This is a genomic window from Cryobacterium sp. MP_M3, from assembly GCF_015752155.1.
Classification (GTDB): domain Bacteria; phylum Actinomycetota; class Actinomycetes; order Actinomycetales; family Microbacteriaceae; genus Cryobacterium.
In genome coordinates, this window is sequence record NZ_JADOVI010000008.1 from 118,445 (window position 1) to 142,005 (window position 23,561).

Sequence of the window (23,561 nt, forward strand, 5' to 3'; positions counted from 1 at the left end):
CGACTGACCATGCTGCACACCCTCGGGGTCTTCATCGCCCGCCATCGCTTCATCGTGCTCATCGCCTGGGCGGTCGTCCTCGCCGCGTTCATCGCGACGGCGCTCGGCGGGGTCGCCGGGGAGACCCTGTTCCAGCGGCTCTCCAGCGCCGGCCCCACGGTGAAGGGTGAGGCGAGCGAGGCGGAGCAACTGCTCCAGGGCACCGGCAACAAGGACACCGAGTCGTTGTCGCTGCTGGTCTACGGCGTCGTGCTCTCCGCGGCACAGGCTCGCGAGGCCGGGCCGGCCACGATCCTCGCCGAGGCCGCGGCAGACCTGAGAAGAATCGACGGCGTGACCGAGGTGGTCAACCCCCTGGAGATCCCGCCGCTGCCGAACGACCAACCGAACCCGGCCGCGGCACCGCTGTTCGCGGCGCACGGCCGCGGGCTCCTCCTGAACGTCGCCATGTCCACGAGCGCCGGTCGGCTGAGCGACACCGTTCTCATGCCTGTCCAGGCCCGGCTCGAGGCGGCCGCCGTCGACCTGCGGAAGGCCGCGCCCGATGCGACTGTCGAGGTGGGCGGCACCCCGTTGCTCGTGGACTCACTCGTCGCCGTCGCCGAGGCCGACCTGCAGAAGGGCGAGCTGATCTCCCTTCCCATCGCCCTGCTGGTCATGCTCCTGATCTTCGGCGGGTTCCTGGCGGCCGGCATCCCGTTGATCGGCGCGATCGCGTCCATCGTCGGCGCCCTCGGCACGCTCTACGGCTTCAGTTTCCTGATGGACATCGACACGACGGTGCTGAACGTCATCACGGTGATCGGCCTCGGCCTCTCCATCGACTATGGCCTGCTCATTGTCAGCCGCTTCCGGGAGGAGTTCCGGGCGCTCGTTCTCCGCACGCCCACAACGCCCCGGGCGGACGACGGGGCGCAGGATGCCGCGGCCCATCCGGGCAGGCACGAGCACGACCACCAGAGCCGGCATGACCGCCACGAACTCATGCTCCAGGCGGTGGGGATCACCATCGACACGGCAGGGCGAACGGTGCTTTTCTCCGGGCTGACCTTCGCCATCGCCACCGTGGGCCTGCTCGTCTTCGAGCCAACGATCATCCGTGCCATCGCGGTCGGCGCCGTCTCGGTCGTGCTGATCGCGATCCTGACGGCACTGGTGCTCGTGCCGGCGCTGCTCGGGTACTTCGGCGAACGGTTGCTGCAGCCCGGCCTGCTGACCCGCATCCCCGGCCTGGGCGGTCTCCTCACCCGGTTCGGCGACGTGGCGCCCAAGGAAGGTGTCTTCTCGAAGCTCACCCGCGGTGTGCAGCGGGCCCCGGCCCTGATCGCCCTGGTCGGGATCGCCGCACTGCTCCTGCTCGGCAGCCCCGTGCTCGGCATGAACGTGACGAACAGCGGCTCGGACGCCATCCCGAGGTCGTCCAGCCAGTACGGTTTCGTGACGACCCTGAACGACCACTTTCCGCTGGCCACCGGGGCGAAGGTGCAGCTGGTCTCCGACACCGACGAGACCTCCGCCGCGGCCTGGGCGGACCAGGTCAAGGCGCTGCCGCACGTCACCGATGCCACCCCGCCGGCCGACGTCAACGGCCACTGGGTCTCCCGGGTCAGCGTCGACACCCACGAGGGGCCGGCCGTCGTGCGGGAGATCCGGGCTGATCGTCCCTCGTTCACCAACTGGGTGGGCGGCTCGGATGCTGCGTCGGTGGACTACACCGATTCGCTCCAGCGCGGTGCGCCGTGGGCGGCTCTCATCATCGCCGTCGCCACATTCGTGCTTCTGTTCCTGATGACCGGGTCGGTGGTCATCCCGGTCACGGCCCTGGTGATCAGCACGATCTCGCTCGGCGCCTCGGTGGGAGTGCTGGTCTGGGGCTTCCAGGAGGGCAACCTCTCCGGGGTGCTCAACTTCGACCCGGCCACGATCTCGGGCGTCGACCCCCTCGTGCTGACCCTCGTCCTCACCTTCGGCTTCGGTCTGGCCATGGACTACGAGATGTTCCTGCTGTCGCGGATCAAGGAACACCACGACCAGGGCGAGGGCACGCGGCTGGCGATCGAGACCGGCCTGCAGAGCTCAGGCCGGATCATCACCTCGGCCGGCCTGATCATCGTGCTCGTCTTCGCCGGGTTCGCAACCGGGGACCTGATGCAGATGAAGCAGATCGGGATCGCGCTGGCGGTGGCGGTGCTCCTGGACGCCACTCTCGTTCGCGCCGTCCTGGTGCCCTCGGTGATGACATCGCTGGAGAGGATCCTTTGGTGGGCACCGGGGTGGATGCATCCGTTACACGCCCGGTTCGGACTGCGCGACTAGGCCGGGCGGTTCCGCGCTGGAGTGCGTGGCATCGACACGGCGGCCGCCACCGTGAACACAGCGGTGATCACCACGGCGAGGAAGACGGCTGCGGATGCCGCCTCCACGGTGGCCGGATACCCCGCCGCGGCGCGAGACGCGCTCGGCCCGGCGGCCAGGAAGATGCCGTTGGCGACCGCCCCGAAGATCGCGACCCCGACCGCGCTGCCCACCGACCGGGAGAACAGATTGGCCCCGGTCACCACTCCGCGTTCATCCCACTCCACGCTGGACTGTGCGGCGATCAGTGTCGGCGTCGCCACGAGGCCGAGTCCCAGCCCGACCACGAAACAGGTGGCCGCCACGACGAAGACCGACGGGGAACCCGAGGTGGCGGCCAGCGCCACGACCCCGAGCATGACCAGCACCATTCCGATCAGGGCGGTGTTGCGGAACCCGATCCGCAGATAGAGGCGGCCGGAGAGCGACGCCGAAATCGGCCAGCCGATGGTCAGTGCGGCCAGGGCGAGGCCGGCGATGAGCGGCGCGGTGCCCAGTGCCCCTTCGAGGTAGGTCGGCACGAACGAGGTGAGCCCGATCAGGATGGCGCCGACCCCGACCGAGACGAGAGCGCTGCTGAGCAGGAGGTGCCGCCGGAACACCCAGAGCGGCAGGACCGGCTCGGCTGCCCGGCGCTCGGCGAATCCGAAACCGACGAGCAGGGCGCCGCCCAGGCCGAACGCGCCGATGCTCTCCGGTGAGGACCACGCCCAGGCCTGGCCGCCCTGGAGCACGGCCAGGATCAGGAGGCTGAGCGCCCCGGTGAGCAACCCTGCGCCGAGGTAGTCGATCCGGTGGCGGCGTGGCTCGACGCTCTCGTGGAACGCGCGGAGCAGCATCCCGGCGGCCAGGATGCACAGGGGGATGTTGACGAAGAAGATCCAGCGCCAGGACAGGAACTGGGAGAACAGGCCGCCGAGGGTCGGCCCGACGACGGATGAGATGGCCCACACACTGGCCAGGTAGCCCTGCACCTTGGCGCGCTCGACAACGGTGTAGATGTCGCCCGCGATGGTGACGGCCATCGGCTGCACAGCGCCGGCGCCCAGACCCTGGATCGCGCGGAAGGCGATCAACGCGGGCATGCTCCAGGCCAGCCCGCACAGCACCGAACCGAGCAGGAACAGCCCGATGCCGACGAGCACGATCGGCTTGCGGCCGAGCGTGTCGGCGAGTTTCGCGTAGACCGGGACCGACACGGCCTGGGCGAGCAGATAGATCGAGAACAGCCACGGGAACTGGGCGAATCCGCCGAGGTCCTTGACGATCGTCGGCACCGCCGTGGCGAGGATGGTCGCATCGATCGCGACCAGACCGGTGGTCAGCATCAGTGCGATCAGCACAGGGCCGCGCTCGGAGCGGAAACCCACATCGACGTTACTCACTCGCACCCATCCGTCCGGGGCCGGCGCCCACCCTCACTGCAAGCGCCGGATGCGCCCCCGCATTCCCAGGGGAACCGAAACCCGAACGCAGCGGGTTGCGGGGGGCTGACGTTTTCGGGGCGCTGACAGGAGTGCCGCCCGGGCGTATCCTCGACAGCGGAATCGGCGACCGGCCGCGCAGGGAGGACAGGCAATGGGATTCGACCAGTACCACGAGCCGGCCGGGGAGCTGTCGGCGGAGACCCGCACCTTCGCCCGTATGTGCGCCAACCTGACCGAAGAGGCGGAGGCGATCGGCTGGTACGAGCAGCGGATGTCCCTCGAGCCTGACCCTGTCGCCCGGGCCATCATGGCCGATTCTCTCGGCGAGGAGTTCAAGCATTTCAGCATGGACCTCGAGTTCCTCCTGCGGCGCAAGCCGCTCTGGCGGGAGATCGCCCGCGGGATCCTGTTCCAGACCGGGGACATCGTCGAAATCGGGGAGCGTGCGGAGGCCGCCGCCAGCGCTGGCCACGGTTCGGGCGATGCGCCCGAACGGCCGGACACCGGGTCTCTCGGCATCGGGAGCCTGAAGGGAATGGGCTCATGAATCAGGATCACCTGCTGCGCCACCTCGCCCCGATCTCGGATCGAGGCTGGGCCCTCATCGACGCCGAGGCCGCCGAACGGATCGGCGTCGAACTGGGTGCGCGCCGCCTGGTCGATTTCGCCGGCCCGCACGGCTGGGGGCACTCGGCCACCAGCCTGGGATCGACCGAGCCGGCCGCAGCCGTCCCCGTCGACGGGATCACCGCGTTGCGACGTCGCGTCCTGCCGCTCGTCGAAGTGCGGGCCGACTTCGCACTGTCACGGCAGCAGCTGCAGGACTACGACAGGGGAGCCGTGGCCACCGACCTCGGCGCTCTCGACGACGCCGTCGCAAGCATGGCCCGGATCGAGAACGTGGCGGTCTTCCATGGTTGGGCCGGCGCAGGACTGACCGGCATCGCCGAGGCCACGGTGCATCCCGACGTGCAGCGGGTCGAGGATTTCAACGACTACCCCGCACGCATCGCCGACGCCGTCGACCTGCTCCGGCGGGCCGGAGTCGGCGGCCCGTACGGTCTTGCCGTCGGGCCGGCCGACTACACCGCGATCGTCTCCGCGATCGACCACGGCGGCCTCTCCGTGTTCAGGCACGTCGGGGAGATCCTGGGCGGGCCGATCGTGTGGACGCCCGGAGTGCACGGCGGCGTGGTGCTCAGCCTGCGCGGCGGCGATTTCCTCTTCGAATCCGGGCAGGACGTGTCGGTCGGCTATGACCACCACGACGCCGACCGGGTGCACCTCTACCTGGAGCAGAGCTTCAGTTTCCGGGTGGCCACGCCGGAGGCGGCCGTGGTGCTCGCCCGCAAGTAGGCTGGCACCGCGCCCGGCACGAGAAAGGCCCCGGCGACGAACGCCGGGGCCTCATGCACTGTCTCAACCAGCGCTCGTCCGTTCACAGCAGAGCTGCTCACGGAAGTCTGGAACCAGCATACCGGTGTTGGGCGCGGTGACGGTCGGCGGTCCCCGTCCCCGTCATCGCCGGTCAGAATTCGAAGACTTCCTCGTGCAACCGGGCGACCGGGTGCCCGACCACGATCAGCCCCGTCCGGACCGCGCCGGACAAACCAGGCGACGCGCAGATGTAAACGTCCCTTTGGGCGACGTCGGGAACCATTCGGACCAGATTCGCGCCTGTCATCTGGTTTTCCGGGCGACTCGACCGGCCGATCATCCAGACGATCGTCGCCCCGCGCAGTCGAGCGACCTCCTCGAGCTCGTCGCGGAAGATCACGTCGGCCGGGCTCGACGCACGGTAGAGCAGGGTCAGCGCGCCGTCGCCCACCTCAAGCTCCTCGAACAGGACCCTCATCGGTGTGATCCCGACACCACCCGCGATCAGGAGCACGGATTCCGTCGTCCGCCGGCGGGCGGTCAGCGCGCCGTAGGGTCCCTCGGCGATCACGAACGTGCCGGGGCGCACGGAGTGCAGAAACCGAGTGCCGCTCCCGAGCGCCTTGACGGTGATCCGGAGCAGATCGCCACTCGGCGGCGCAGACAAGGAGAAGGGATGCGCGGAGCGCCAGGCGCCGACCGTGAGAAAGCGCCAGCGGAAGAACTGGCCGGCCTCAACGCTCAGTTCGTCGATGTGCCTGCCGCGGAGCACGATGCTCATCACGCCGTTCGCCTCAGGGACCAGCCGTTCTATCCGCAGGCGATGGCGCCAGGCATGCTCCAGTGGCTTGATCAGCCGATAGCGCAGCGCGAGACCGAGGGAGTAGACGAAGAGCAGGCTCCAGGCGATCTGCAGGGCCGGCTCACCGGCAAGGTTCGGGCCGGCCAATTCGTGCGCGAACGACAATGCCAGGGCGACATAGGTGAGCAGATGGATGCCGTGCCAGGCCTCGTAGGACATCCGGCGGCGGGCTATCCGGACCGACACGATCGCGATCATTCCGAACAGCACCGATCCAGCGGTGGCTGCGGCCAGGCCCGGCAGCTCCAGCAGGGCCGTCGTGGCCGCGATGAGATCCACGTCATGGCCCACGGCCCAGGACTGCACGGCGTCGACCGCGTGGATACTCATCAGAAGGATGAAGACGCGACCGCCCCTGGTATGCCAGCGCGAAAGTCGGTCAGCACCCACCATGCGTTCGAGGAACGGCGCGCGGGACATCAGCACCACCATCACCGCAACGACATATCCGGCCAGGAAGCCGGTGACGTGGGCGAGCAGGGCAAAGTCGGCCGGGGCGGGAACCGGCGCATCGACAAAGGCCAGCGCCGCCGCGAGCCCTCCGCCGACCACGATCAGCGTCTTGACGGAGAGGGCAACGGCGAGGGGGTGCGGCGTTCGCGGCGTCGACGACAGCCCGTGACGGCTCACGGACGCGTTTCACTGGTGAGGACGTCCACGATGCCCCATTTCAGGGTGGGAGGCGGTCCAGTCGCCGGCTGGGCAGCCGGGGCTCTCATTTCTGCCCAGCTTTCCGAGGAAGTCTCACCTTGGGGAATGCAAGGGCTCAGACGCCTACAGTGTCGCCCGCACCTGCACAATCGAGCCGGCCGGAGCATATGGAACGGTGCGGCCGTCGATCGCGACCCCGTCGACGACCAGGCTGGCCCGCGACCCTTCCCGCCCCGAGTTGACCACGGTGACGACATACGTCGCCCCCCGGGCGCGACGGGTCACAGTGAATTCCGGGATGTCCGGACCGATCTGCGGGTCGATGACCAGGCCGTGGTGGTCGGCGCGCACTCCCAGCAGGTACTGGGACACGGCGACGAAGTTCCACGCCGCGGTGCCGGTGAGCCAGGAATTCTTGGCCTCGCCGTGCCTGCTCGCTTCCTTGCCGGCGATCATCTGCGCGTAGACGTACGGTTCGAGGCGGTGCACCTCGGAAATCTCTTCCCGATAGGCGGGCGTGATCTTGCGATAGTCGTCGAAGGCCCTCGCCCCGCGGCCGAGCACGGTCTCGCCGATGATGACCCAGGGGTTGTTGTGGCAGAAGATTCCCCCGTTCTCCTTGTAGCCCGGCGGGTAGGTCGACACCTCGCCGAGTTCGATGCGGTAGCTCTGATACGCCGGGTACTGCAACACAAGGCCGTGGTCGGTGCCGAGCAACCGGTCCACCGAGTCCAGGGCGCGAACCGCCGGACTCGTCGCAGTCGGGGTGCCGTCCGCATTGTGTTCGACGCCCACCCCGGCCAGCACGGCGAAGCCCTGCGGCTCGATCCAGATCTGTCCCTCGGTGTCGTCGTGCGAGCCGACCTTGTTGCCGTAGAAGTCGTAGGCCCGGAGGAACCATTCCCCATCCCAGCCGTGGGTGAGCAGCGCGTCGCCCATCTGGTCGGCGGCGTTTCGCGCACGCCCGGCCTCATCCTCGTCACCGCGGAGTGAGGCGATCCTCGCGTACTGCCGGGCCGCGAGAACGAATTGCGCGGCGATGAAGGTGGATTCCGCGACGCCGCCGGCCTGGTTTTCCGTGGTCTGGAACGACTCACCGGGGGTGGTTGAGAAGCAGTTGAGGTTGAGGCAGTCGTTCCAGTCCGCGCGCCCGATCAGCGGCAGGCCGTGGGGTCCGAGGTTGCCCAGGGTGAAGTCGAACGACCGGGTGAGGTGTGTGTAGAGGGTTTCGGCCAGTTCGTCGTCGTTGTCGAAGGGAACGACCTCCTCGAGGATGCCGAGGTCTCCGGTCTCCTTGAGGTAGCCGTCGACGCCGATGATCAGCCAGGCCGGGTCGTCGTTGAAGCCGCTTCCGAGTTCGTTGTTGCCGCGCTTGGTGAGCGGCTGGTACTGGTGGTACGCCGATCCGTCGGGCAACTGGGTGGCGGCGATGTCGAGGATGCGTTCCCGGGCGCGGTCGGGGATGAGATGCACGAAGCCCAGCAGGTCCTGGGTCGAATCGCGGAATCCCATGCCTCGGCCGATGCCCGTCTCGAAGTAGGAAGCGGACCGGGACATGTTGAAGGTGACCATGCATTGGTACTGATTCCAGATGTTGACCATCCGGTTCAGTTTGTCGTCGGGAGACGTGACCGTGTACGCGGAGAGCAGCTCATGCCAGTACTCGCCGAGGGCGTCGAACGCGGCATCCGCTGCCTCGGTGGTCGCGAGCCGGGCGAGGAGCGCCCGGGCCCGGTTCTTGTTGATAATCTGCCGGGCGTCGTCGGCCCACTTCTCCTCGCCGTTCTCGGCGGTGTTCTCCACGTAGCCGAGAACAAAGACGAGATCGCGGGTCTCGCCCGGCTGCAGGGTGGAGTCGACCTGGTGGGATCCGATCGGATACCACCCGGATGCAATCGAGTTCCGCGCCTTCCCGGCCAGGGGAACCTTGGCCTCGGCGAGCGTCTCGTAGAGGCCGACGAATGTCTCGCGGTCGGTGTCGAACCCGGCGATCTCGGCGTTGACCGCATAGACGGCGTAGTGGTCGCGACGCTCGCGGTACTCCGTCTTGTGGTAGATCGCGCTGCCCTCGACCTCGACCTCGCCGATGGAGAGGTTGCGCTGGTAGTTGGTCTGGTCGTCTTGCGCGTTCCAGAGGCAGAACTCGAGGTAGGAGAAGAGGGAGAACGACTTGACCTGGTCAGAGGTGTTCGTGATCGTGACCTTCTGCACTTCCGCCGTCTCGCCGAGGGGAACGAAGTAGAGCGTGGAGACCCTCAGCCCGCCGCGCTCGCCCGTGATCCGGGTGTATCCCATGCCGTGGCGGGTCTCGAAGAAGTCGAAGTCCTTCTTCAGCGGAAGCCAACTGGGTGTCCAGACGTCGCCGCCGTCGTTGATGAAGAAGTACCGTCCGCCCGAGTCGGTGGGGATGTCGTTGTAGCGGTACCGGGTCAGCCGGCGCATCTTCGCGTCCTTGTAGAAGGTGTATCCGCCCGCCGTGTGCGAGATCAGCGAGAAGAAGTCCTCACTGCCGAGGTAGTTGATCCACGGGTAGGGGGTCACCGGGGTCTCGATGACGTATTCCCTGGCTTCATCGTCGAAGTGGCCGAACTTCATGCGTGCACCTTTTCGCTGTCCTGGCGTGTTTGAGAGCGCTCTCACACTGCGCTCGACTCAACACTAGCAAGAGCCGGAAGATGCCGCCAGATGGTCTCGGCGTGGTGTCGCCCGTGTCGGGCGTTGCCCGGGGCGGAGCCTAGTGGGCCGAGATCGAATCCTCGGAGTCGAGGTCGTTCTGCCGCTCGCGGAACAGGCTGAGCTGCCGGCGTCGGAACTCGTCGGTCAGGTCGCTGGAGTCGTGGTGATCGGCGTGCGCCGAATCACTCGCGAGAGGTGATGATTCTGAATTCATGTTGCCCGATCTCGGCTGGGGGATGGACCAGTCGTGCGATGTCGGTGGCGACTCAACTGGATACAGGGACGCTATGTGGTTAAGTCTGGGAAGTCAACAAATCCGTGATGAATTCCTCGGCCTCGTCTCCTCGGCCTCGTCTCCGACGACTCGGGCGCCAGCCATTCACCTGGCGCCGTCGCACGGAAGAAGCCCCAGTCTTCCGACCGGGGCTTCCTCGGTGTCACCTCAACGTGCAGCGTCGAATCAGCGGCTGCTCAGGACGGGTTCCTCGAACTGGTTCATCGTGTTGTTCTTGCCACCGGCCTTCAGCGCGGCCTCGCCGGCGAAGTATTCCTTGTGGTTGTCGCCGATGTCGGATCCGGACATGTTCTGGTGCTTGACCGTGGCGATTCCCTCGCGGATCTCCCGACGCTGCACGCCCTTGACATAGGCGAGCATTCCCTGGTCGGCGAAGTATCCCTTGGCCAGGTCGTCGGTGGAGAGCGCGGCCGTGTGGTACGTGGGCAGCGTGATGAGGTGGTGGAAGATGCCCGCCTCGGCCGAGCCGTCGCGCTGGAAGGTGCGGATGCTCTCGTCGGCGATCCGGCCGAGCTCCGTGTCGTCGTAGGTGACGCTCATGAGCTTGGCCCGGTCGTACGCCGAGACATCCTTGCCCTCGGCGGCCAGAGCGTCGTAGGCCTGCTGGCGGAAGTTGAGGGTCCAGTTGAACGACGGGCTGTTGTTGTAGACCAGTTTGGCGTTCGGGATCACCTTGCGCACTTCGTTCATCATTCCGGCGATTTGGGCGACGTGCGGCTTCTCCGTCTCGATCCAGAGCAGGTCGGCACCGTTCTGCAGCGAGGTGATGCTGTCAAGCACGCAACGGGCCTCGCCGGTTCCCTGACGGAACTGGAACAGGTTGCTGGCCAGGCGCTTCGGGCGCAGCAGCTTCCCATCGCGCTTGATCACGACATCGCCGTTGCCGAGTTCGGCTTCGGTGATCTCCTCGACGTCGAGGAAGGAGTTGTACTGGTCGCCCAGGTCGCCGGGCTGGTAGGTCACGGCAAGCTTCTGCGTCAGGCCGGCACCGAGCGAGTCGGTGCGGGAGACGATGATGCCGTTGTCGACGCCGAGCTCGAGGAACGCGTAGCGCACGGCGTTGATCTTCGCGATGAAGTCCTCGTGCGGCACGGTGACCTTGCCGTCCTGGTGGCCGCACTGCTTCTCGTCCGAGACCTGGTTCTCGATCTGGATGGCGCAGGCGCCGGCCTCGATCATCTTCTTGGCCAGGAGATACGTCGCCTCGGGGTTGCCGAAGCCGGCGTCGATGTCCGCGATGATCGGCACGACGTGGGTCTCGTAGTTGTCGATCTGCTCCTGGATGGCGGCGGCGGTGGCGTCGTCGCCGGCGGCACGGGCCGCGTCCAGGCCGGTGAACAGGAGATCCAGTTCGCGGGCGTCGGCCTGACGGAGGAAGGTGTAGAGCTCCTCGACCAGCGCCGGCACGGCCGTCTTCTCGTGCATGGACTGGTCGGGCAGCGGGCCGAACTCACTCCGCAGCGCCGCGACCATCCAGCCGGACAGGTACAGGTAGCGCTTGTTGGTGGTCTTCAGGTGCTTCTTGATCGAGATCATCTTCTGCTGGCCGATGAAGCCGTGCCACACGCCGAGGGACTGCGTGTAGACGGAGGAGTCGGCGTCGTACTCCGCCATGTCCTTCCGCATGATGTCGGCGGTGTACTGGGCTATCTCGAGGCCGGTCTTGAATCGGTTCTGTGCGCGCATACGGGCGACCGACTCCGGGTCGATGGCATCCCAGCTGCGACCGACATTGCGCTTCAGCGCTTCGATGGACTCGATGTCGTTCTGGTAGTTGGTCATGTGCATTCCTTCGACGTTGAATTGTGCGGGGCATGGACGGCTGGATCTGCGGGCCGGTTTCGGCTGCTATATGAAGAATGCGGCACGAACAACGGGTCTTCTTCAGAGTTCGGGGCAGAACTTTCGCGTTTCTTCTCCGTACGAGAAGAACCTCCTCGCGCGGATCGGCGAGGGCAGGCAGGGTCGCCGCCGGCCGATGCGGCCGATGCGACCGAGGACTAGCTTGGAGGCGTGTCCACTCCCGCGATCGACGCACGGACCGCTCACGCCGCCGGCGTGGAGCGCCTCCTGACGAGCTATCGGGCGGTGCCGCCGGCGGCATCCGTTCGGCTGGACAAGCCCACCTCGAATCTGTTCCGGTCGCGCGCGAAGCCGACCACCAGGGGTCTCGACACATCGGGATTGACGGGCGTCATCGCGGTCGACCCTGGGGCGCGGACCGCCGACGTGGGCGGCATGTGCACGTACGAGGACCTCGTCGCCGCGACGCTGCCCGTCGGGCTGGCGCCGCTGGTGGTGCCGCAACTGAAGACGATCACCCTGGGCGGCGCGGTCACCGGCCTCGGCATCGAGTCGACGTCCTTCCGCAATGGGCTGCCGCATGAGTCGGTGCTGGAGATGGACATCCTCACCGGCGCGGGGGAGGTGGTCACCGCCTCGCCCGATGATCACGAAGACCTCTACCGGGCCTTCCCCAATTCGTACGGCACGCTCGGCTACGCGGTGCGCCTGCGCATCGCGCTGGAACCGGTCGAACCGTTCGTCGCGCTCCGGCACCTGCGGTTCCACACGCTCACCGACCTGGTCACGGCGATGGACCGCATCATTTCGACCCGGGCGGTGGACGGCGACCGCGTCGACTACCTCGACGGCGTGGTGTTCAGCGCCGACGAGAGCTACCTGTGTCTGGGCACGCAGACGGCGGCAGCCGGGCCGGTGAGCGACTACACCGGCCAGAAGATCTATTACCGCTCCATCCAGCACGATGACGGTATCAAGAAGGACCGGCTCACGATCCACGACTACCTTTGGCGGTGGGACACGGATTGGTTCTGGTGCTCGGAAGCGTTCGGAGTGCAGCGTCCGATGGTCCGCCGGCTCTGGCCTCGGCGCTACCGGCGCAGCAGCTTCTACGGCACGCTGATGCGGTACGAACAGCGATTCCACATCGGCGACCGCATCGAGCGACTGGCCGGCCGGCCGGCACGCGAGCGGGTCGTGCAGGACGTCGAGGTGCCGATCGAGCGGAGTGCGGAGTTTCTCGACTGGTTCCTCACCACCGTGCCGATCACGCCGATCTGGCTGTGCCCGTTGCGGCCGCAGGGCGGCGGCTGGCCGCTCTACCCGATCTCGCCCCGGCAGACCTACGTCAACGTCGGCTTCTGGTCGACCGTGCCCGTGGGGTCGACCGCGGGGGAGACGAACCGCCTGATCGAACGGAAGGTCAGCGAGCTCCATGGGCACAAGTCCCTCTATTCGGACTCGTACTACACTCCGGAGGAATTCGACGAACTCTATGGCGCGGAAACCTATCAAGCCGTGAAGAAACGGTACGACCCCGATTCACGTCTCCTCGACCTCTATGCCAAGGCGGTGCAACGACGATGACCACATTCAAGCAACTCTTGCCGGAGGAGAAAGGTCAGGCAGCGCGGCCGGGCACGCAGGGAAAGCTCACCCTCGCCCAGATTCTGGAGATCCTGGCCGGCGGACGGCTCCCGCTGAGATTCACCGCCTACGACGGGAGCGCGGCCGGACCGCCCGACGCCCCGCTCGGACTGGATCTGAAGACGCCGCGGGGCACAACTTACCTGGCCACCGGCCGCGGCGATCTGGGCCTCGCCCGGGCCTACATCGCCGGAGACCTCGAGGTCCACGGGGTGCATCCCGGCGACCCGTATGAACTCCTCAAGGCGCTCGCCGGCGAACTGGTCTTCAAGCTGCCCCCGCCGCGGGTCGCGGCCAACATCATCCGCTCCATCGGCGCCCTGCACCTGCGCCCGATCGCGCCGCCGCCGGAGGAGGCACCGCCGCGCTGGCGCCGGGTCGCCGGGGGGCTCCGGCACAGCAAGACCCGAGACGCCGAAGCGATCCACCACCACTACGACGTCTCGAACACGTTCTACGAGTGGGTGCTCGGGCCGTCGATGACCTACACCTGCGCGTGCTACCCGCATCCCGACGCCGCTCTGGACGAGGCGCAGGAGAACAAGTACCGGCTGGTGTTCGAGAAGCTGCGGCTGAAGCCTGGCGACCGGTTGCTCGATGTCGGGTGCGGTTGGGGCGGCATGGTGCGCTACGCGGCCCGCCGCGGCGTCATAGCCACTGGCGTGACGCTGTCGGAACAGCAGGCCAAGTGGGCCCAGCGGGCCATCGCGGAGGAAGGCCTGGCCGGGCTGGCCCAGGTCCGATTCGGTGACTACCGCGACATCGCGGAGACCGGCTTCGACGCCGTGTCGTCGATCGGGCTGCTCGAGCACATCGGAGTGCGCAACTACCCGGCGTACTTCGCCTCCCTGCAATCCCGGATGCGCCCCGGCGGGGTGCTGCTGAACCACTGTATCACCCGGCCGGACAATCGGTCCGAGGCGTCCACCCGGGGGTTCATCGACCGCTACGTGTTCCCCGACGGGGAACTCACCGGCTCGGGCCGCATCATCAGCGCAGCCCAGGATGTCGGGCTGGAGGTGCTGCACGAGGAGAACCTGCGCCAGCACTACGCGATGACGCTGCGCGACTGGTGCGCCAACCTCGTCGAGCATTGGGATGAGGCGGTCACCGAGGCGGGACTGCCCACAGCAAAGGTCTGGGGGCTCTACATGGCCGGGTCACGGCTCGCGTTCGAGACCGGCGGGATCCAGTTGCACCAGGTGCTGGCGGTCAAGCCCGGTGACGGTGGCCGGGTCGGTGATCTGCCGCTACGGCCGTGGTGGAATGCCTGAGTCGCGACAGAGCCGACCATCGCACTAGCTTCCGTCGCGGACGTCTCGTACGAAGTTCCGCACGTGGTCCCGCAACGCGTCGATGCGGTGCAGGCGTGCCGCCTCAACGTCGAAACCGATGTAGGCGACGGAGGGGAGCTTGCGGACGTTCGCCGAACATTCGAAGTTGGCACAGGCGAGTGTGGCGATGGTGTTCCCATTCCGTCCCGCCTGTCCGGCGCGTTTGGTGCTGAAGAAGACAACGTCGTTCGGGAGCTGCACGTCTTCGCACCAGGAACATTGCGGTCGCGTTCTGATCGCTCCCTTGGACTGGCGGAGCAGTATTCCGGCCGGCCCCTCGTCGAGCTCGACGATGACGTAACCGATTCCCGGGATCTTGGGGTCCCGCCAGCCGAGGTAGTCGAGGTTGTCCCAGGGGAGGGTGGAGATGTTCGGCGGGAGGGTAAGGGTTTTTCGCTCGCTCAGCGAAGCGTTGATGAGCGATGCCCGGATGTTCTTCTCAGTGAGCGGGAGCATGAGGTCGTGACGCCATTTCTGTCAGTCTTGCGTGAACGTGGGGGGTGAGCGGCGGTCCGGGATGGGGTGCGCCGCCGTCATGCGGGCGGCCAGTTATTCAGAACAACGCCGAGGGCGTGCAGCGCCCTCGACCATGAGGCATCCGCTGCCCGCGGGTCAGCGAATCCAGTTGTAGGGCGTGGTCGTCGACACCTTGATCAGGCCGGAACGTTCGAGGATGGGGCGCGAATCCTCGGTCGAGTCACTGTGCACGAGACTCTTGCCTGAGGCGAGGGCGGACTCGGCCCGAGCTGCCGTCAGCGCACGGTAGATGCCTCGGCCTCGGTAGGCCTTGAGAGTGGCACCACCCCAGATGCCGACGAAGTCGGTGCCGGGCACCGGCTCGAGTCGACCCGCGCAGACCATCCGGCCGTCCGTCTCGGCCACCCAGAGTTCCATGCCGTCGTCGCGGGCGAGGCGCCGGAGCAACGCATCGGCCAGGCGAGTGTCGACACTCTCACCGAACGCCTCGTCTGCCATCGCGCTCATGGCACGCACCTCTGCTTCAGCGCTGACTCGCCGCACGGTGACGCCATGCGGGCTGGGGGCATCCGTGCACAGGCCTTCGAGGGGACCGATCATGATCGATTCAGCCTCCTCCGGCTCGAACCCGTTCTGCAGCAGCATCCCGTGCAATCCGGGCGCGTGGTCGTGGCCCCGGGTCTTCCATTCGACGCGGGTGATCTGTGGGTCCACGCGGAAGTGATCGAGCGCACCCGCGACCAGCTCGGCTAACGAGCCGTCGTCTGCCGGTCCGAGATCCCGGTAGGTGACGAAGCCGCGACCGCCGGCGAACGTGACGAGACGCAACGGACCCAGCCGGGTGACGCCGAGCGCGCTGGGCGTTTCCGCATCGGTTCGAAGCTGGTCGTCGTAGGCCTGGAGGTATTCCGCGGAGTTGATCATCGGGTTCATGCTGGCAGCGCCAGGACCCCGCCGCAACGTGCTCGGACAGGAAACCCTGGCGGGTCTGGAGATCTTGAATGTGTGCCGGGTGCATCCAAGAGAGCAACGGATCGAGAAGTAGTTTTCACAAGCGACATGAATCTCACACAATTCGATTCGCTCAGGACAAGTTCACAAGGCGCCACTCGACGATCGTTTCGCTCCCCGGAGGACACCGTGATACCCGATTCGCTGACCCAGTCCCAATACGACACCGTCTACAACTTCTTCTCCCTCGTGATCGCGGCGCAGCTCTTCGCGTCAATCTTCATGCTGGTCAGTCTCACCCGAGTGCTGCCGAGGTACCGGCAGGCGATGACCGTGGCGGCGGTCGTCTGCGGCATTGCCGCGTACCACTACTTCCGCATCTTCGACTCGTTCAAGGCCGCCTTCGTGACAGACGCCATTGGCGGGCGCGGGGACTACCTGCAGGTCGCCGGCGCCGGCTTCAACGAGGGCTACCGCTACGTCGACTGGCTGCTGACCGTGCCGCTGCTCCTCCTCGAACTGATCGCCGTGCTCGCCCTCGTCCGTCGAGTGCAGACGCGTCTCCTCACGCGACTCATCCCGGCTTCGGCCCTGATGATCGCGCTCGGATACCCCGGTGAGATCAGCGGCGACAACGGTCTTCGTGGCCTGTTCGGCCTGCTCTCCACCATCCCGTTCGCGTACATTCTGTACGTGCTCTTCGTCGAGTTGACCCGCTCGCTCGACCGGCAGCCGGCGAGCGTGCGCCGGACCATCAGCCAGCTCCGCCTGCTTCTCCTCCTGACGTGGGGCGTCTACCCGATCGCCTACCTCTTGCCGTTGCTGGGTCTCGATGGGGCGGATGCCTGGGTTGGGAAACAGCTCGGCTACTCGATCGCCGACATCCTCGCCAAGGCGCTCTACGGCCTGATCATCTACCGGATCGCCCGGATGAAGTCGTTCGCAGACGACGACTCGTTCGCCGTCAGGGAGCTGTCGGTGGACGAGGTGCACGAGGTGAGGGCTGGAACGCCCCGGAGCGGCGTGCCTGCGCCCACGCCGGCCCAGGTCCGCGACACCGACTAGGAGTGTCGGGTCGGCTCTCGTCGGCCGAATCCGCGATGTCGCCGTGCCCGCACTCGATTCTCCATAAGGCCCAGTCTTATAGAGACTGAAAATAAGGCATATACTTATGATATGAACACCGCATCCGATTCATGGGCCGTGATCGTCGACGTCTCGAAGTCTCGTTCGCACGATGACCGGCGTGCTCTGCAACAGGAGATCCAGGATGCCTTCGGCCGGGTCAACGAGATCATCGCGGCACGCCAGCCGCTCGCGGCTACGATCGGCGACGAATTCCAGGCCGTGTACTCCACCCTCGGAGCCGCGACCCGGGCGACACTCATCGCTCGGCTCTGCCTGCCCGAAGGCGTGGACTGCCGCTTCGGCATCGGCAGAGGCGAGGTCGCCACGATCGGCACCGGTGTCGCTGGCCTGGTGCAGGATGGTTCGGCATGGTGGTCTGCGAGGGAGGCAATCGATGAGGCGCGACGACATGAGTACTCGAAGCTCGGTTTTGTGCGCACATGGTTTCGTGCGGCCTCAGAGGCTGCCACTCCAGACGAGGCTCTCGTGAATGCGTACCTTCTTGCACGCGACCACATCGTCGGGTCCATGAACCCGCGCGCCCGCCGGCTCCTGCTGGGTCATCTGCTCGGCGCGACGCAGGGCGAGCTCGCTGAGCAGGAAGGGATCACTCAGTCGGCGGTGTCTCAAAACCTGAACCGCAATGGTGCGAACGCACTCCTGGCGAGTGAAGCTCTGATGCTGGAGGTCGAAGGGTGATCCTGCTCGCCGTCTTCCTCGGTTCCCTTGGTCTGGCTGACCTGGCGCGAGCTCGTTCGGGAAGCAGGCGACGCCTATGGCTCGCGGCCTCAGTCGGCATCGCCTCATTCGTGCTCGCATCGACCGGCTGCGGCCAGGACTGGTGGTGGTCACTCATCGCAGCGGTCGCGGTCATCGGCTGGCTGCTCTCCACGGGCGAGTCGGACGGAAGTCACCGTGCCGGGTTCTGGGCAGTGGGGGTGATGGCGGCGGCGACGGTCGTCGCGTTCGCCTGGGGTCCGTGGCTCTCCCCACCCCGCGGCTTGCTCCTCGACTGGTATGCAGCACTGCCCTATGCGTCACTCCACGCGGTGTCGTTCACCTCGTTCGCCCTCTTCGTGGGCGGAGCGCTCTTCCTGATCGAGACGTCAAACGTCATCGTGCGACTCGCGCTGCACGGCGAGAGGGCGGCGAGCGTCACACCCGCCCCGCCCACGACCACTCGCACGGGCACCCGAGGCCGGTCCTGGCGCAGGCCTCCATCGCCCTCGTCCCCTGCCGACCCGCAGACAGCGGTCGGCATCGAGCTCAAGGGAGGCCGCTTCATCGGCCCGCTCGAACGCATCTTCCTGCTCGCCCTCGTGCTCGCGGGAGCATTCACGGCGGTAGCGGCGATCGTCGCAGCGAAAGGCATCATCCGCTTTCCCGAGATATCGAGAGACACGGGCGGCTCGAAGGCCGAGTATTTCCTCGTGGGCAGCTTCGCCAGCTGGGCACTCGTGGCTTTTGCGGTGATGCTGATCGTGCTGGGCCCGGCGACGACATAAGAGTCTGACTCATATTCCGTCAATATCAGTTATGCACTAATGCGGAGTATGAGAGCCGTTATCGTTCCGGGCAGGACACCCACCGGGCGGCGGGGGATACGTAGGCTTGGGCCATGCCGAATGTGCATTCCGACCCTCGTGCCGATCTCGCGGCGTTGTGCGAGCGCGGTCTCGACTGGCAGGTCGACCGTGCTCGAGTGTTGTCGGAATCCTCCCGGGCACGCCCTGCCGCCGTGCTCGTCCTCTTCGGCGTGCTCGACTCCGTGCCCGCGTCCGGCCGGAGCCTCCTGGCGCCGGACCTCGACGTTCTGCTATTACGGCGTGCCGCGACCCTGACGAGTCATCCCGGACAGATCGCCTTCCCTGGTGGGAGGCTCGAGGCGTCCGACGACGGCCCCATCGCCGCGGCTCTCCGGGAGGCAGCCGAGGAGACGGGCCTGGATCCGGCCGGGCTCGAGCCGCTCGGGACATTGCCCGAGTTGCCGGTGCCGGTGAGCAATCACCTGGTCACCCCCGTGCCGGCGTGGTGGACGCGTCCCTCGGCCCTCGCGGCCGTCGACCACGAGGAAACGGTCGAGGTGTTCAGGATGCCGGTAGCGGACCTGCTCGATCCGGCCAACCGGTCGAGCACCGAGCATTCGGTCGGAACTCGCATCTACCGCTCACCGGCATTCACCGTCGACGGCCGCCTGGTCTGGGGTTTCACCGCCATTGTCCTGTCGCGCATGTTCGACGAGCTGGGCTGGGCCGTGCCGTGGGACACCGGCAGAGTGGTCCAACCGGATCGCGGACGCGCCCCTGAAGACCCCGGCGAACGCTGATGACGCTCGTGAACGGCGGGACCTAGACCGTCTCGGGGAGGATCTCGGCGAGCAGGGCCTGGATGCGGGCCTTGATCTCGTCGCGGATCGGGCGCACGGACTCGATGCCCTGGCCGGCCGGGTCGGCGAGTTCCCAATCCTCGTAGCGCTTGCACGGGAAGACCGGGCAGGAATCGCCGCAGCCCATGGTGATCATGACATCCGATTCCTTGACGGCCTCGGTGGTGAGGATCATCGGCACGTTGTGGCCGATGTCGATGCCTTCCTCGGCCATGGCCTCGATCGCGACGGGGTTGATCTGGTCCTTCGGGGCGGAACCCGCGGAGAGCACCTCGACGCGACCCTGGGAGAGGGCGGTCATGTAGCCGGCGGCCATCTGCGAGCGGCCCGCGTTGTGCACGCAGACGAAGAGCACGGCTTCGAAATCAGCCCGCACGCTGACTTCGCCATCCATGACGCGATCGTACGCCCGCCATCCCGCAACGAACTCAGCGGCGGACCGGCCGGCCGAGCCCTAACGGCGGCTTTCTGCCTCAGGACGCAGCCGGATGAGCCGCTGAGGGCCGTCCTCCTGCAGCTCGGCCAGATCGCCGCGCGATGCGAGAAAGTCGGTGAAGGAACGGAAGCCGAGCGGCTTCTCGTTGAAAGCGGGGTCCATCCGGCGCATCTGGTTCTTGATCGTGCCCGTGTTGAGCCACTCGTCCGCGTCGGCCTTGGCGTGACCGATCTTCAGCGCGCGCACGAGGAGCTCCGTTGCCTGTGTCTGCGGGTCGATGTCGTCGCCGGTCTCCGGCTCGTCGAACTGCGCATCCTCGGTGTGCGAGAACATGGGAATCGTGGTGAGCTTGCGGGCCTTGCTGGGAGCCGGTTCGGGTGCCGTTTCGGCGGGTTCCGCGGCCTTCCGGGTGACCTTGGGCCTCTCCGCTGCCTCGGCGGTGGCGGACTTGTCGACTCCGGGCAGCGAGGAGTAGTCCTCGAACTCGTCGCACGCGGCCGCAAGCGAGGTGCTCGTCGAACCCGCGACACCGATGCCGACGACGAAACGACCGAGCCGCTTCGACTTCTGCGCGAGGGCGATGTAGTCGGAGTCGCCGGCGATGATGATCACGTGGGTGAGGTCGGGCAGTCGGAAGAGGTCTTCGACCACGTCGACGGCGAGACGGATGTCGGCCCCGTTCTTGGTTCCCCGGGTGGTCGTGGTGAACAACTGGGTCAGGTCCACTGCCCGGGACATGAGCTGGCGCTGGTAGCTCGCATTGACGGGAACCGACCAGTCGGCGTATGCGCGGTTGACGACCAGGGTGCCGAATGACGCGGCAAAGTCGATGATGGCGTTGAAATCGACCGTCGCGGCGGCGAGCTTCGCGGCGATCTCAGGGTCGGCATCCCGGCTCGACTTGTCGAAATCGCGGATGCCGTCGCGCTGGAAGGCATTGCGCCCGTGCAACTGCTGATAGCGAGAGATGACGATGTTGTCGAAGTCGATGTAGAGGCCGACGCGTGCGTCGTTGGGTTCAGTCATGGGGAGCTCCTCAGCCGCGGGCGGAAGACTCAGTAGCGATCCGGTACCTCTAGTCTGCTGCGAGCGACGTCGCGAGGGCAACTCGGTGCGCCCAGACCGATGGTTCCGCGCCCCCTCAGCGACCGGCCACATCCCGGATCTTGAACACCGGGAAGTCGGCTGCAATCGCCTCGAACGCCGCGACCGGCTCCGACTGATCGACCGGAATGTGCGGCCGGGCGCCGGGCGCTTGCGCCAGGTAGGCCTTGAGAATCGGCGCTCGAGCATCCGCTCGCACCTCTTCGAGCTGCACCGGTCGCCTGCGTCCCGCGTGGATGACAGCGTGTCCGTTCGCGGCGCGCACATTGCGCACCCACCGCGATCCCTGTCCCAGCATCGAGACCGCGTATTCATTACCTTCGAATCTCGCGATCACGAGCGGCAGGGTGAGCAGGGTGCGCGACTTCGGATTGACGGTCTCGATGCTTACTGCGCCGTGGCCAACGATGCCGAGCGAGAACACCATCGAGCTGATCCGGTTCAGGAAACGGGCCCACCGGTTCGGGCGTCCGCCGGCGTACATTCGCCGGAGGGAGTCATCACGAATCATGACCGGTCGAAGCGGAGTCGAGGGCGGGTGATGCGGTTGAGTCCAGGCATGAGCAGTATTCGTCTCCAACGGTCAATTGCTGAGGAGAGTCCCCAGGGATACCTATCGCTTTTCACTGGGCGTCCTGGTCTGGCGAGGGTGCGTGCCGAACCCGACGAAGACACCCGCGATTTCGGCGAAGTGCACGAACAGATCGGTCTCCATAGTGCTCCCCGTCCCGGCGGTGCCCATGCCAGCCTCGCAACTGTTGGTGCGGGCTCTCTCAGGGTACTCCGAGCCGACCTACGTGCGTCCGGGTTTGTAGGTCGAGACGGATAGCGCCTCCGTGAGCCAATATCGCCAGGGGAAGCTGGCCGCGTCGCCACCGGGCCCGCGCGAGTTCGGTGCCAGTGATGATGTCGCCTGCCATCAGGCAGCCATATGGCTGTCCGGGCGCTCGGCTACCTTGAGGACGTCACGGGCGAATAAGCCGTGACCCACGGGACTCAGCCTGTTGAAGTCGCTCGTAGGGCGATCGTATCGGCGCGCTGACACGGCTCGCCGGTCACGCCTCGGGCGGGTACCAGACCTTCTGGCCGTCGGTCTTCGCGAAACTGGTCATGGCGTGCGGCTTCGTTGAGGTCCGACTCATGATGTCGGCAACCTGCAGACCTTGAACCATCAGTGCATCGCCTATCAGCGACCGATGACATCGCCAGGGCACCGCTTCGGCGCACATGATCACTACTCTCTGCGTGGCCACCAGGGCGATCAACTCGTGGAGAGCGGCCGCGAACTCGGGCGTCTGCATGTAGTCGGCATAGTTGCGGAAGCTCCTGATGCGCCACGCCCCGTTGATGGTTGCTTCCGCTTGCGGGGTGTGGCGTAGACCGCCGAGCCCTTTCAACCGCTGATACTCGATGCCTGCCCCTGCCAGGCTTGTGGCGAGCTGGTGTTCCCCGAACTGTGGGTTGTGCCGCGAGCCTGGAACCGTGCGCACGTCGATGAGTCGTTCGATTCCGTTTGCTTCCAACATCCGGATGAATTCGTCGATTGGATGTGTTGAATGGCCGACTGTATACACGCACGTTGGATTCATGTTCCTCTTCAACTGTCGTCGAGCGCCATTTCCGTCCCAGTGCGGGCCTTAGAAGAATTCCCAACCTGCTTCCGTCCCGGGAAACAAGGGGATAGACATCCGCCTGCGGGATGCCCGCACGGGCAGGTCGAGCTCGGACTCAGGAGGGCTGGACCTCAACACCGCAGCGCCAGCACATTGCCGGCAGGTCAGCCTCGACCAGCGCGCCACATTCCGGACACACTCGCTCGAGCCAGCAGGCGGGGTCACCACTGGCAGGGACGTCACGCGGGTTGTCGTCCATCACGATCCTCCCGGGAGCCGAAGGCGCGGGTCACCCTCCGTGATGGCGGGGTCCTCGACTTCCACACTCTTCGTCAGGCAGACGAGCGCCAGTGCTGACTGGGCGTGGTTCGTGGCCTCGGCAGCCGTCACCGGACCCAGCAGCCCGAGCAGCCGTCGCCGGTAGTCCTCACCCAGCAGGAGTGCATAGAGCGATTCCGCACGGGTTGCAACAGCCGGGCCGTGCTCGGCTCGAAGTCGGTCCGCGAGTCGCCTGATGTGCTGCATGTCGCCGTTGTCGTGGAGCTTTCGGGCGAGTTCCGGAAACCGCAGCGATTCGGCGATCACGAGCCGGTGCAGCCCGATCATCTGGGCGGAGTGCAATCCGTACACGATGCGCGTGGCCAGTGATTCCAGGGTTTCCGGCTCCAGGGGCTCGCCGCTGACGTTTGCGGCGAGGCGTCGTTGCATCTCGGTGAAGAGACCGTCCTTGTTGCCGAAGTAACTGTAGATGGTGCGTTTGGTGACCCGGGCCGCGGCCGCAATCCGGTCGACCGTCGCATTGCCGAAGCCGTAGTCAAGGAAGACCGGCAGGGCGGCATCCAGGATCTGCGCACGACGTTCGATGCGCCCCGCCTCTGTGGGCCGGCCGCGTTTGCGAACGGTGTGCGCTGTGGTCGCTGGGTCCACGGTGAGCCCTTCGGATTCGGGAAGAATTCTTACCTCAAAGGTACCCTTTGATGTAGAATGAAACTAATTCGTATCATTAAAGTTTGCTACGACTCGTCGATCCCCGACCTGA

At 66.4% G+C, this 23,561-nt stretch carries 21 protein-coding genes; 9 read left to right on the forward strand and 12 right to left on the reverse strand.

Going from position 1 to position 23,561, the window contains the following annotated elements; all coding sequences use genetic code 11:
* Positions 1 to 9: 9 nt before the first annotated feature.
* Positions 10 to 2,316, forward strand: a complete 2,307-nt coding sequence (locus IWX89_RS11025) for an MMPL family transporter (RefSeq protein WP_196903605.1) — start codon at positions 10 to 12, stop codon at positions 2,314 to 2,316.
* Here the strand turns inward: IWX89_RS11025 and IWX89_RS11030 are convergent.
* Positions 2,313 to 3,683, reverse strand: a complete 1,371-nt coding sequence (locus tag IWX89_RS11030) for an MFS transporter (protein ID WP_196903656.1) — start codon at positions 3,681 to 3,683, stop codon at positions 2,313 to 2,315. The two genes, IWX89_RS11025 and IWX89_RS11030, sit on opposite strands and share 4 nt — an antisense overlap.
* A 250-nt stretch (positions 3,684 to 3,933) precedes the next feature.
* Here IWX89_RS11030 and IWX89_RS11035 point away from each other — a divergent pair, with 250 nt between their 5' ends.
* Entirely contained in the window at positions 3,934 to 4,329 is a 396-nt protein-coding gene (locus tag IWX89_RS11035; protein ID WP_196903606.1) for a hypothetical protein, read from the forward strand.
* On the forward strand, positions 4,326 to 5,138 hold the full coding sequence (locus IWX89_RS11040) for a family 1 encapsulin nanocompartment shell protein (RefSeq protein ID WP_196903607.1): 813 nt from the start codon (positions 4,326 to 4,328) through the stop codon (positions 5,136 to 5,138). The genes IWX89_RS11035 and IWX89_RS11040 overlap by 4 nt, the downstream gene beginning before the upstream one ends.
* A gap of 172 nt (positions 5,139 to 5,310) precedes the next feature.
* On the opposite strand, the gene IWX89_RS11045 is transcribed toward IWX89_RS11040, so the two are convergent.
* The 4 genes from IWX89_RS11045 to IWX89_RS11060 all read right to left on the reverse strand — a co-directional run bounded on the left by IWX89_RS11045 (position 5,311) and on the right by IWX89_RS11060 (position 11,425).
* A complete protein-coding gene (locus tag IWX89_RS11045; RefSeq protein WP_196903608.1) occupies positions 5,311 to 6,651 on the reverse strand; it encodes a ferric reductase-like transmembrane domain-containing protein in 1,341 nt (446 codons plus the stop codon).
* Between the two features lie 144 nt (positions 6,652 to 6,795).
* Complete coding sequence (locus IWX89_RS11050) at positions 6,796 to 9,267, reverse strand: GH36-type glycosyl hydrolase domain-containing protein (protein WP_196903609.1); 2,472 nt, start codon at positions 9,265 to 9,267, stop codon at positions 6,796 to 6,798.
* Between the two features lie 139 nt (positions 9,268 to 9,406).
* Positions 9,407 to 9,562, reverse strand: coding sequence for a hypothetical protein (locus IWX89_RS11055; RefSeq protein ID WP_196903610.1), 156 nt, complete (start codon positions 9,560 to 9,562; stop codon positions 9,407 to 9,409).
* Positions 9,563 to 9,808: 246 nt separating this feature from the next.
* Positions 9,809 to 11,425 carry an isocitrate lyase gene (locus IWX89_RS11060; RefSeq protein WP_196903611.1) on the reverse strand — a complete coding sequence of 539 codons (1,617 nt, stop codon included), beginning with the start codon at positions 11,423 to 11,425 and terminating at the stop codon, positions 9,809 to 9,811.
* 231 nt (positions 11,426 to 11,656) lie between these two features.
* On the opposite strand from IWX89_RS11060, the gene IWX89_RS11065 reads away from it, so the two are divergent.
* Positions 11,657 to 13,033: an FAD-binding oxidoreductase gene (locus IWX89_RS11065; RefSeq protein WP_307836516.1), complete on the forward strand. Its 1,377-nt coding sequence runs from the start codon at positions 11,657 to 11,659 to the stop codon at positions 13,031 to 13,033.
* Positions 13,030 to 14,367, forward strand: a complete 1,338-nt coding sequence (locus IWX89_RS11070) for a class I SAM-dependent methyltransferase (protein WP_196903612.1) — start codon at positions 13,030 to 13,032, stop codon at positions 14,365 to 14,367. Before IWX89_RS11065 ends, IWX89_RS11070 begins: the two co-directional genes overlap by 4 nt.
* A gap of 24 nt (positions 14,368 to 14,391) precedes the next feature.
* Here IWX89_RS11070 and IWX89_RS11075 read toward each other — a convergent pair whose 3' ends face one another.
* Entirely contained in the window at positions 14,392 to 14,883 is a 492-nt protein-coding gene (locus IWX89_RS11075) for an FBP domain-containing protein (protein WP_196903613.1), read from the reverse strand.
* A 156-nt stretch (positions 14,884 to 15,039) separates the two neighbouring features.
* Positions 15,040 to 15,828 (reverse strand): GNAT family N-acetyltransferase, encoded by a 789-nt coding sequence (locus IWX89_RS11080; RefSeq protein WP_196903614.1) that lies wholly within the window; start codon positions 15,826 to 15,828, stop codon positions 15,040 to 15,042.
* A gap of 216 nt (positions 15,829 to 16,044) precedes the next feature.
* Between IWX89_RS11080 and IWX89_RS11085 the strand changes: the two genes are divergently transcribed.
* The 4 genes from IWX89_RS11085 to IWX89_RS11100 all read left to right on the forward strand — a co-directional run bounded on the left by IWX89_RS11085 (position 16,045) and on the right by IWX89_RS11100 (position 19,309).
* Entirely contained in the window at positions 16,045 to 16,920 is an 876-nt protein-coding gene (locus IWX89_RS11085) for a bacteriorhodopsin-like (RefSeq protein WP_196903615.1), read from the forward strand.
* 111 nt (positions 16,921 to 17,031) lie between these two features.
* Positions 17,032 to 17,682 carry a SatD family protein gene (locus IWX89_RS11090; RefSeq protein WP_196903616.1) on the forward strand — a complete coding sequence of 217 codons (651 nt, stop codon included), beginning with the start codon at positions 17,032 to 17,034 and terminating at the stop codon, positions 17,680 to 17,682.
* Positions 17,679 to 18,488, forward strand: a complete 810-nt coding sequence (locus IWX89_RS11095; protein ID WP_196903617.1) for a hypothetical protein — start codon at positions 17,679 to 17,681, stop codon at positions 18,486 to 18,488. Before IWX89_RS11090 ends, IWX89_RS11095 begins: the two co-directional genes overlap by 4 nt.
* Positions 18,489 to 18,601: 113 nt before the next feature.
* The gene (locus IWX89_RS11100; protein WP_196903618.1) at positions 18,602 to 19,309 is read left to right on the forward strand and encodes a CoA pyrophosphatase; all 708 of its coding nucleotides are present in this window, start codon (positions 18,602 to 18,604) and stop codon (positions 19,307 to 19,309) included.
* 22 nt (positions 19,310 to 19,331) lie between these two features.
* Here IWX89_RS11100 and IWX89_RS11105 read toward each other — a convergent pair whose 3' ends face one another.
* The 5 genes from IWX89_RS11105 to IWX89_RS11125 all read right to left on the reverse strand — a co-directional run bounded on the left by IWX89_RS11105 (position 19,332) and on the right by IWX89_RS11125 (position 23,449).
* A complete protein-coding gene (locus tag IWX89_RS11105) occupies positions 19,332 to 19,763 on the reverse strand; it encodes an arsenate reductase ArsC (RefSeq protein ID WP_196903619.1) in 432 nt (143 codons plus the stop codon).
* 60 nt (positions 19,764 to 19,823) lie between these two features.
* Entirely contained in the window at positions 19,824 to 20,831 is a 1,008-nt protein-coding gene (locus IWX89_RS11110; protein ID WP_196903620.1) for an NYN domain-containing protein, read from the reverse strand.
* A gap of 115 nt (positions 20,832 to 20,946) precedes the next feature.
* A complete protein-coding gene (locus IWX89_RS11115; protein ID WP_196903621.1) occupies positions 20,947 to 21,336 on the reverse strand; it encodes a nitroreductase family deazaflavin-dependent oxidoreductase in 390 nt (129 codons plus the stop codon).
* A 628-nt stretch (positions 21,337 to 21,964) separates the two neighbouring features.
* Positions 21,965 to 22,483: a DUF488 domain-containing protein gene (locus IWX89_RS11120; RefSeq protein ID WP_307836517.1), complete on the reverse strand. Its 519-nt coding sequence runs from the start codon at positions 22,481 to 22,483 to the stop codon at positions 21,965 to 21,967.
* 297 nt (positions 22,484 to 22,780) lie between these two features.
* Positions 22,781 to 23,449 carry a TetR/AcrR family transcriptional regulator gene (locus tag IWX89_RS11125; protein WP_196903623.1) on the reverse strand — a complete coding sequence of 223 codons (669 nt, stop codon included), beginning with the start codon at positions 23,447 to 23,449 and terminating at the stop codon, positions 22,781 to 22,783.
* Between the last annotated feature and the right edge of the window lie 112 nt (positions 23,450 to 23,561).

Coding starts and splice junctions, on each gene's coding strand:
- IWX89_RS11075 (WP_196903613.1), bottom strand. CDS start 14,883: ATGCTCCCGCTCACTGAGAAGAACATCCGGGCATCGCTCATCAACGCT.
- IWX89_RS11030 (WP_196903656.1), bottom strand. CDS start 3,683: ATGCTGACCACCGGTCTGGTCGCGATCGATGCGACCATCCTCGCCACG.
- IWX89_RS11110 (WP_196903620.1), bottom strand. CDS start 20,831: ATGACTGAACCCAACGACGCACGCGTCGGCCTCTACATCGACTTCGAC.
- IWX89_RS11035 (WP_196903606.1), top strand. CDS start 3,934: ATGGGATTCGACCAGTACCACGAGCCGGCCGGGGAGCTGTCGGCGGAG.
- IWX89_RS11060 (WP_196903611.1), bottom strand. CDS start 11,425: ATGACCAACTACCAGAACGACATCGAGTCCATCGAAGCGCTGAAGCGC.
- IWX89_RS11050 (WP_196903609.1), bottom strand. CDS start 9,267: ATGAAGTTCGGCCACTTCGACGATGAAGCCAGGGAATACGTCATCGAG.
- IWX89_RS11090 (WP_196903616.1), top strand. CDS start 17,032: ATGAACACCGCATCCGATTCATGGGCCGTGATCGTCGACGTCTCGAAG.
- IWX89_RS11080 (WP_196903614.1), bottom strand. CDS start 15,828: ATGATCAACTCCGCGGAATACCTCCAGGCCTACGACGACCAGCTTCGA.
- IWX89_RS11040 (WP_196903607.1), top strand. CDS start 4,326: ATGAATCAGGATCACCTGCTGCGCCACCTCGCCCCGATCTCGGATCGA.
- IWX89_RS11025 (WP_196903605.1), top strand. CDS start 10: ATGCTGCACACCCTCGGGGTCTTCATCGCCCGCCATCGCTTCATCGTG.
- IWX89_RS11100 (WP_196903618.1), top strand. CDS start 18,602: ATGCCGAATGTGCATTCCGACCCTCGTGCCGATCTCGCGGCGTTGTGC.
- IWX89_RS11055 (WP_196903610.1), bottom strand. CDS start 9,562: ATGAATTCAGAATCATCACCTCTCGCGAGTGATTCGGCGCACGCCGAT.
- IWX89_RS11070 (WP_196903612.1), top strand. CDS start 13,030: ATGACCACATTCAAGCAACTCTTGCCGGAGGAGAAAGGTCAGGCAGCG.
- IWX89_RS11115 (WP_196903621.1), bottom strand. CDS start 21,336: ATGGTGTTCTCGCTCGGCATCGTTGGCCACGGCGCAGTAAGCATCGAG.
- IWX89_RS11105 (WP_196903619.1), bottom strand. CDS start 19,763: ATGGATGGCGAAGTCAGCGTGCGGGCTGATTTCGAAGCCGTGCTCTTC.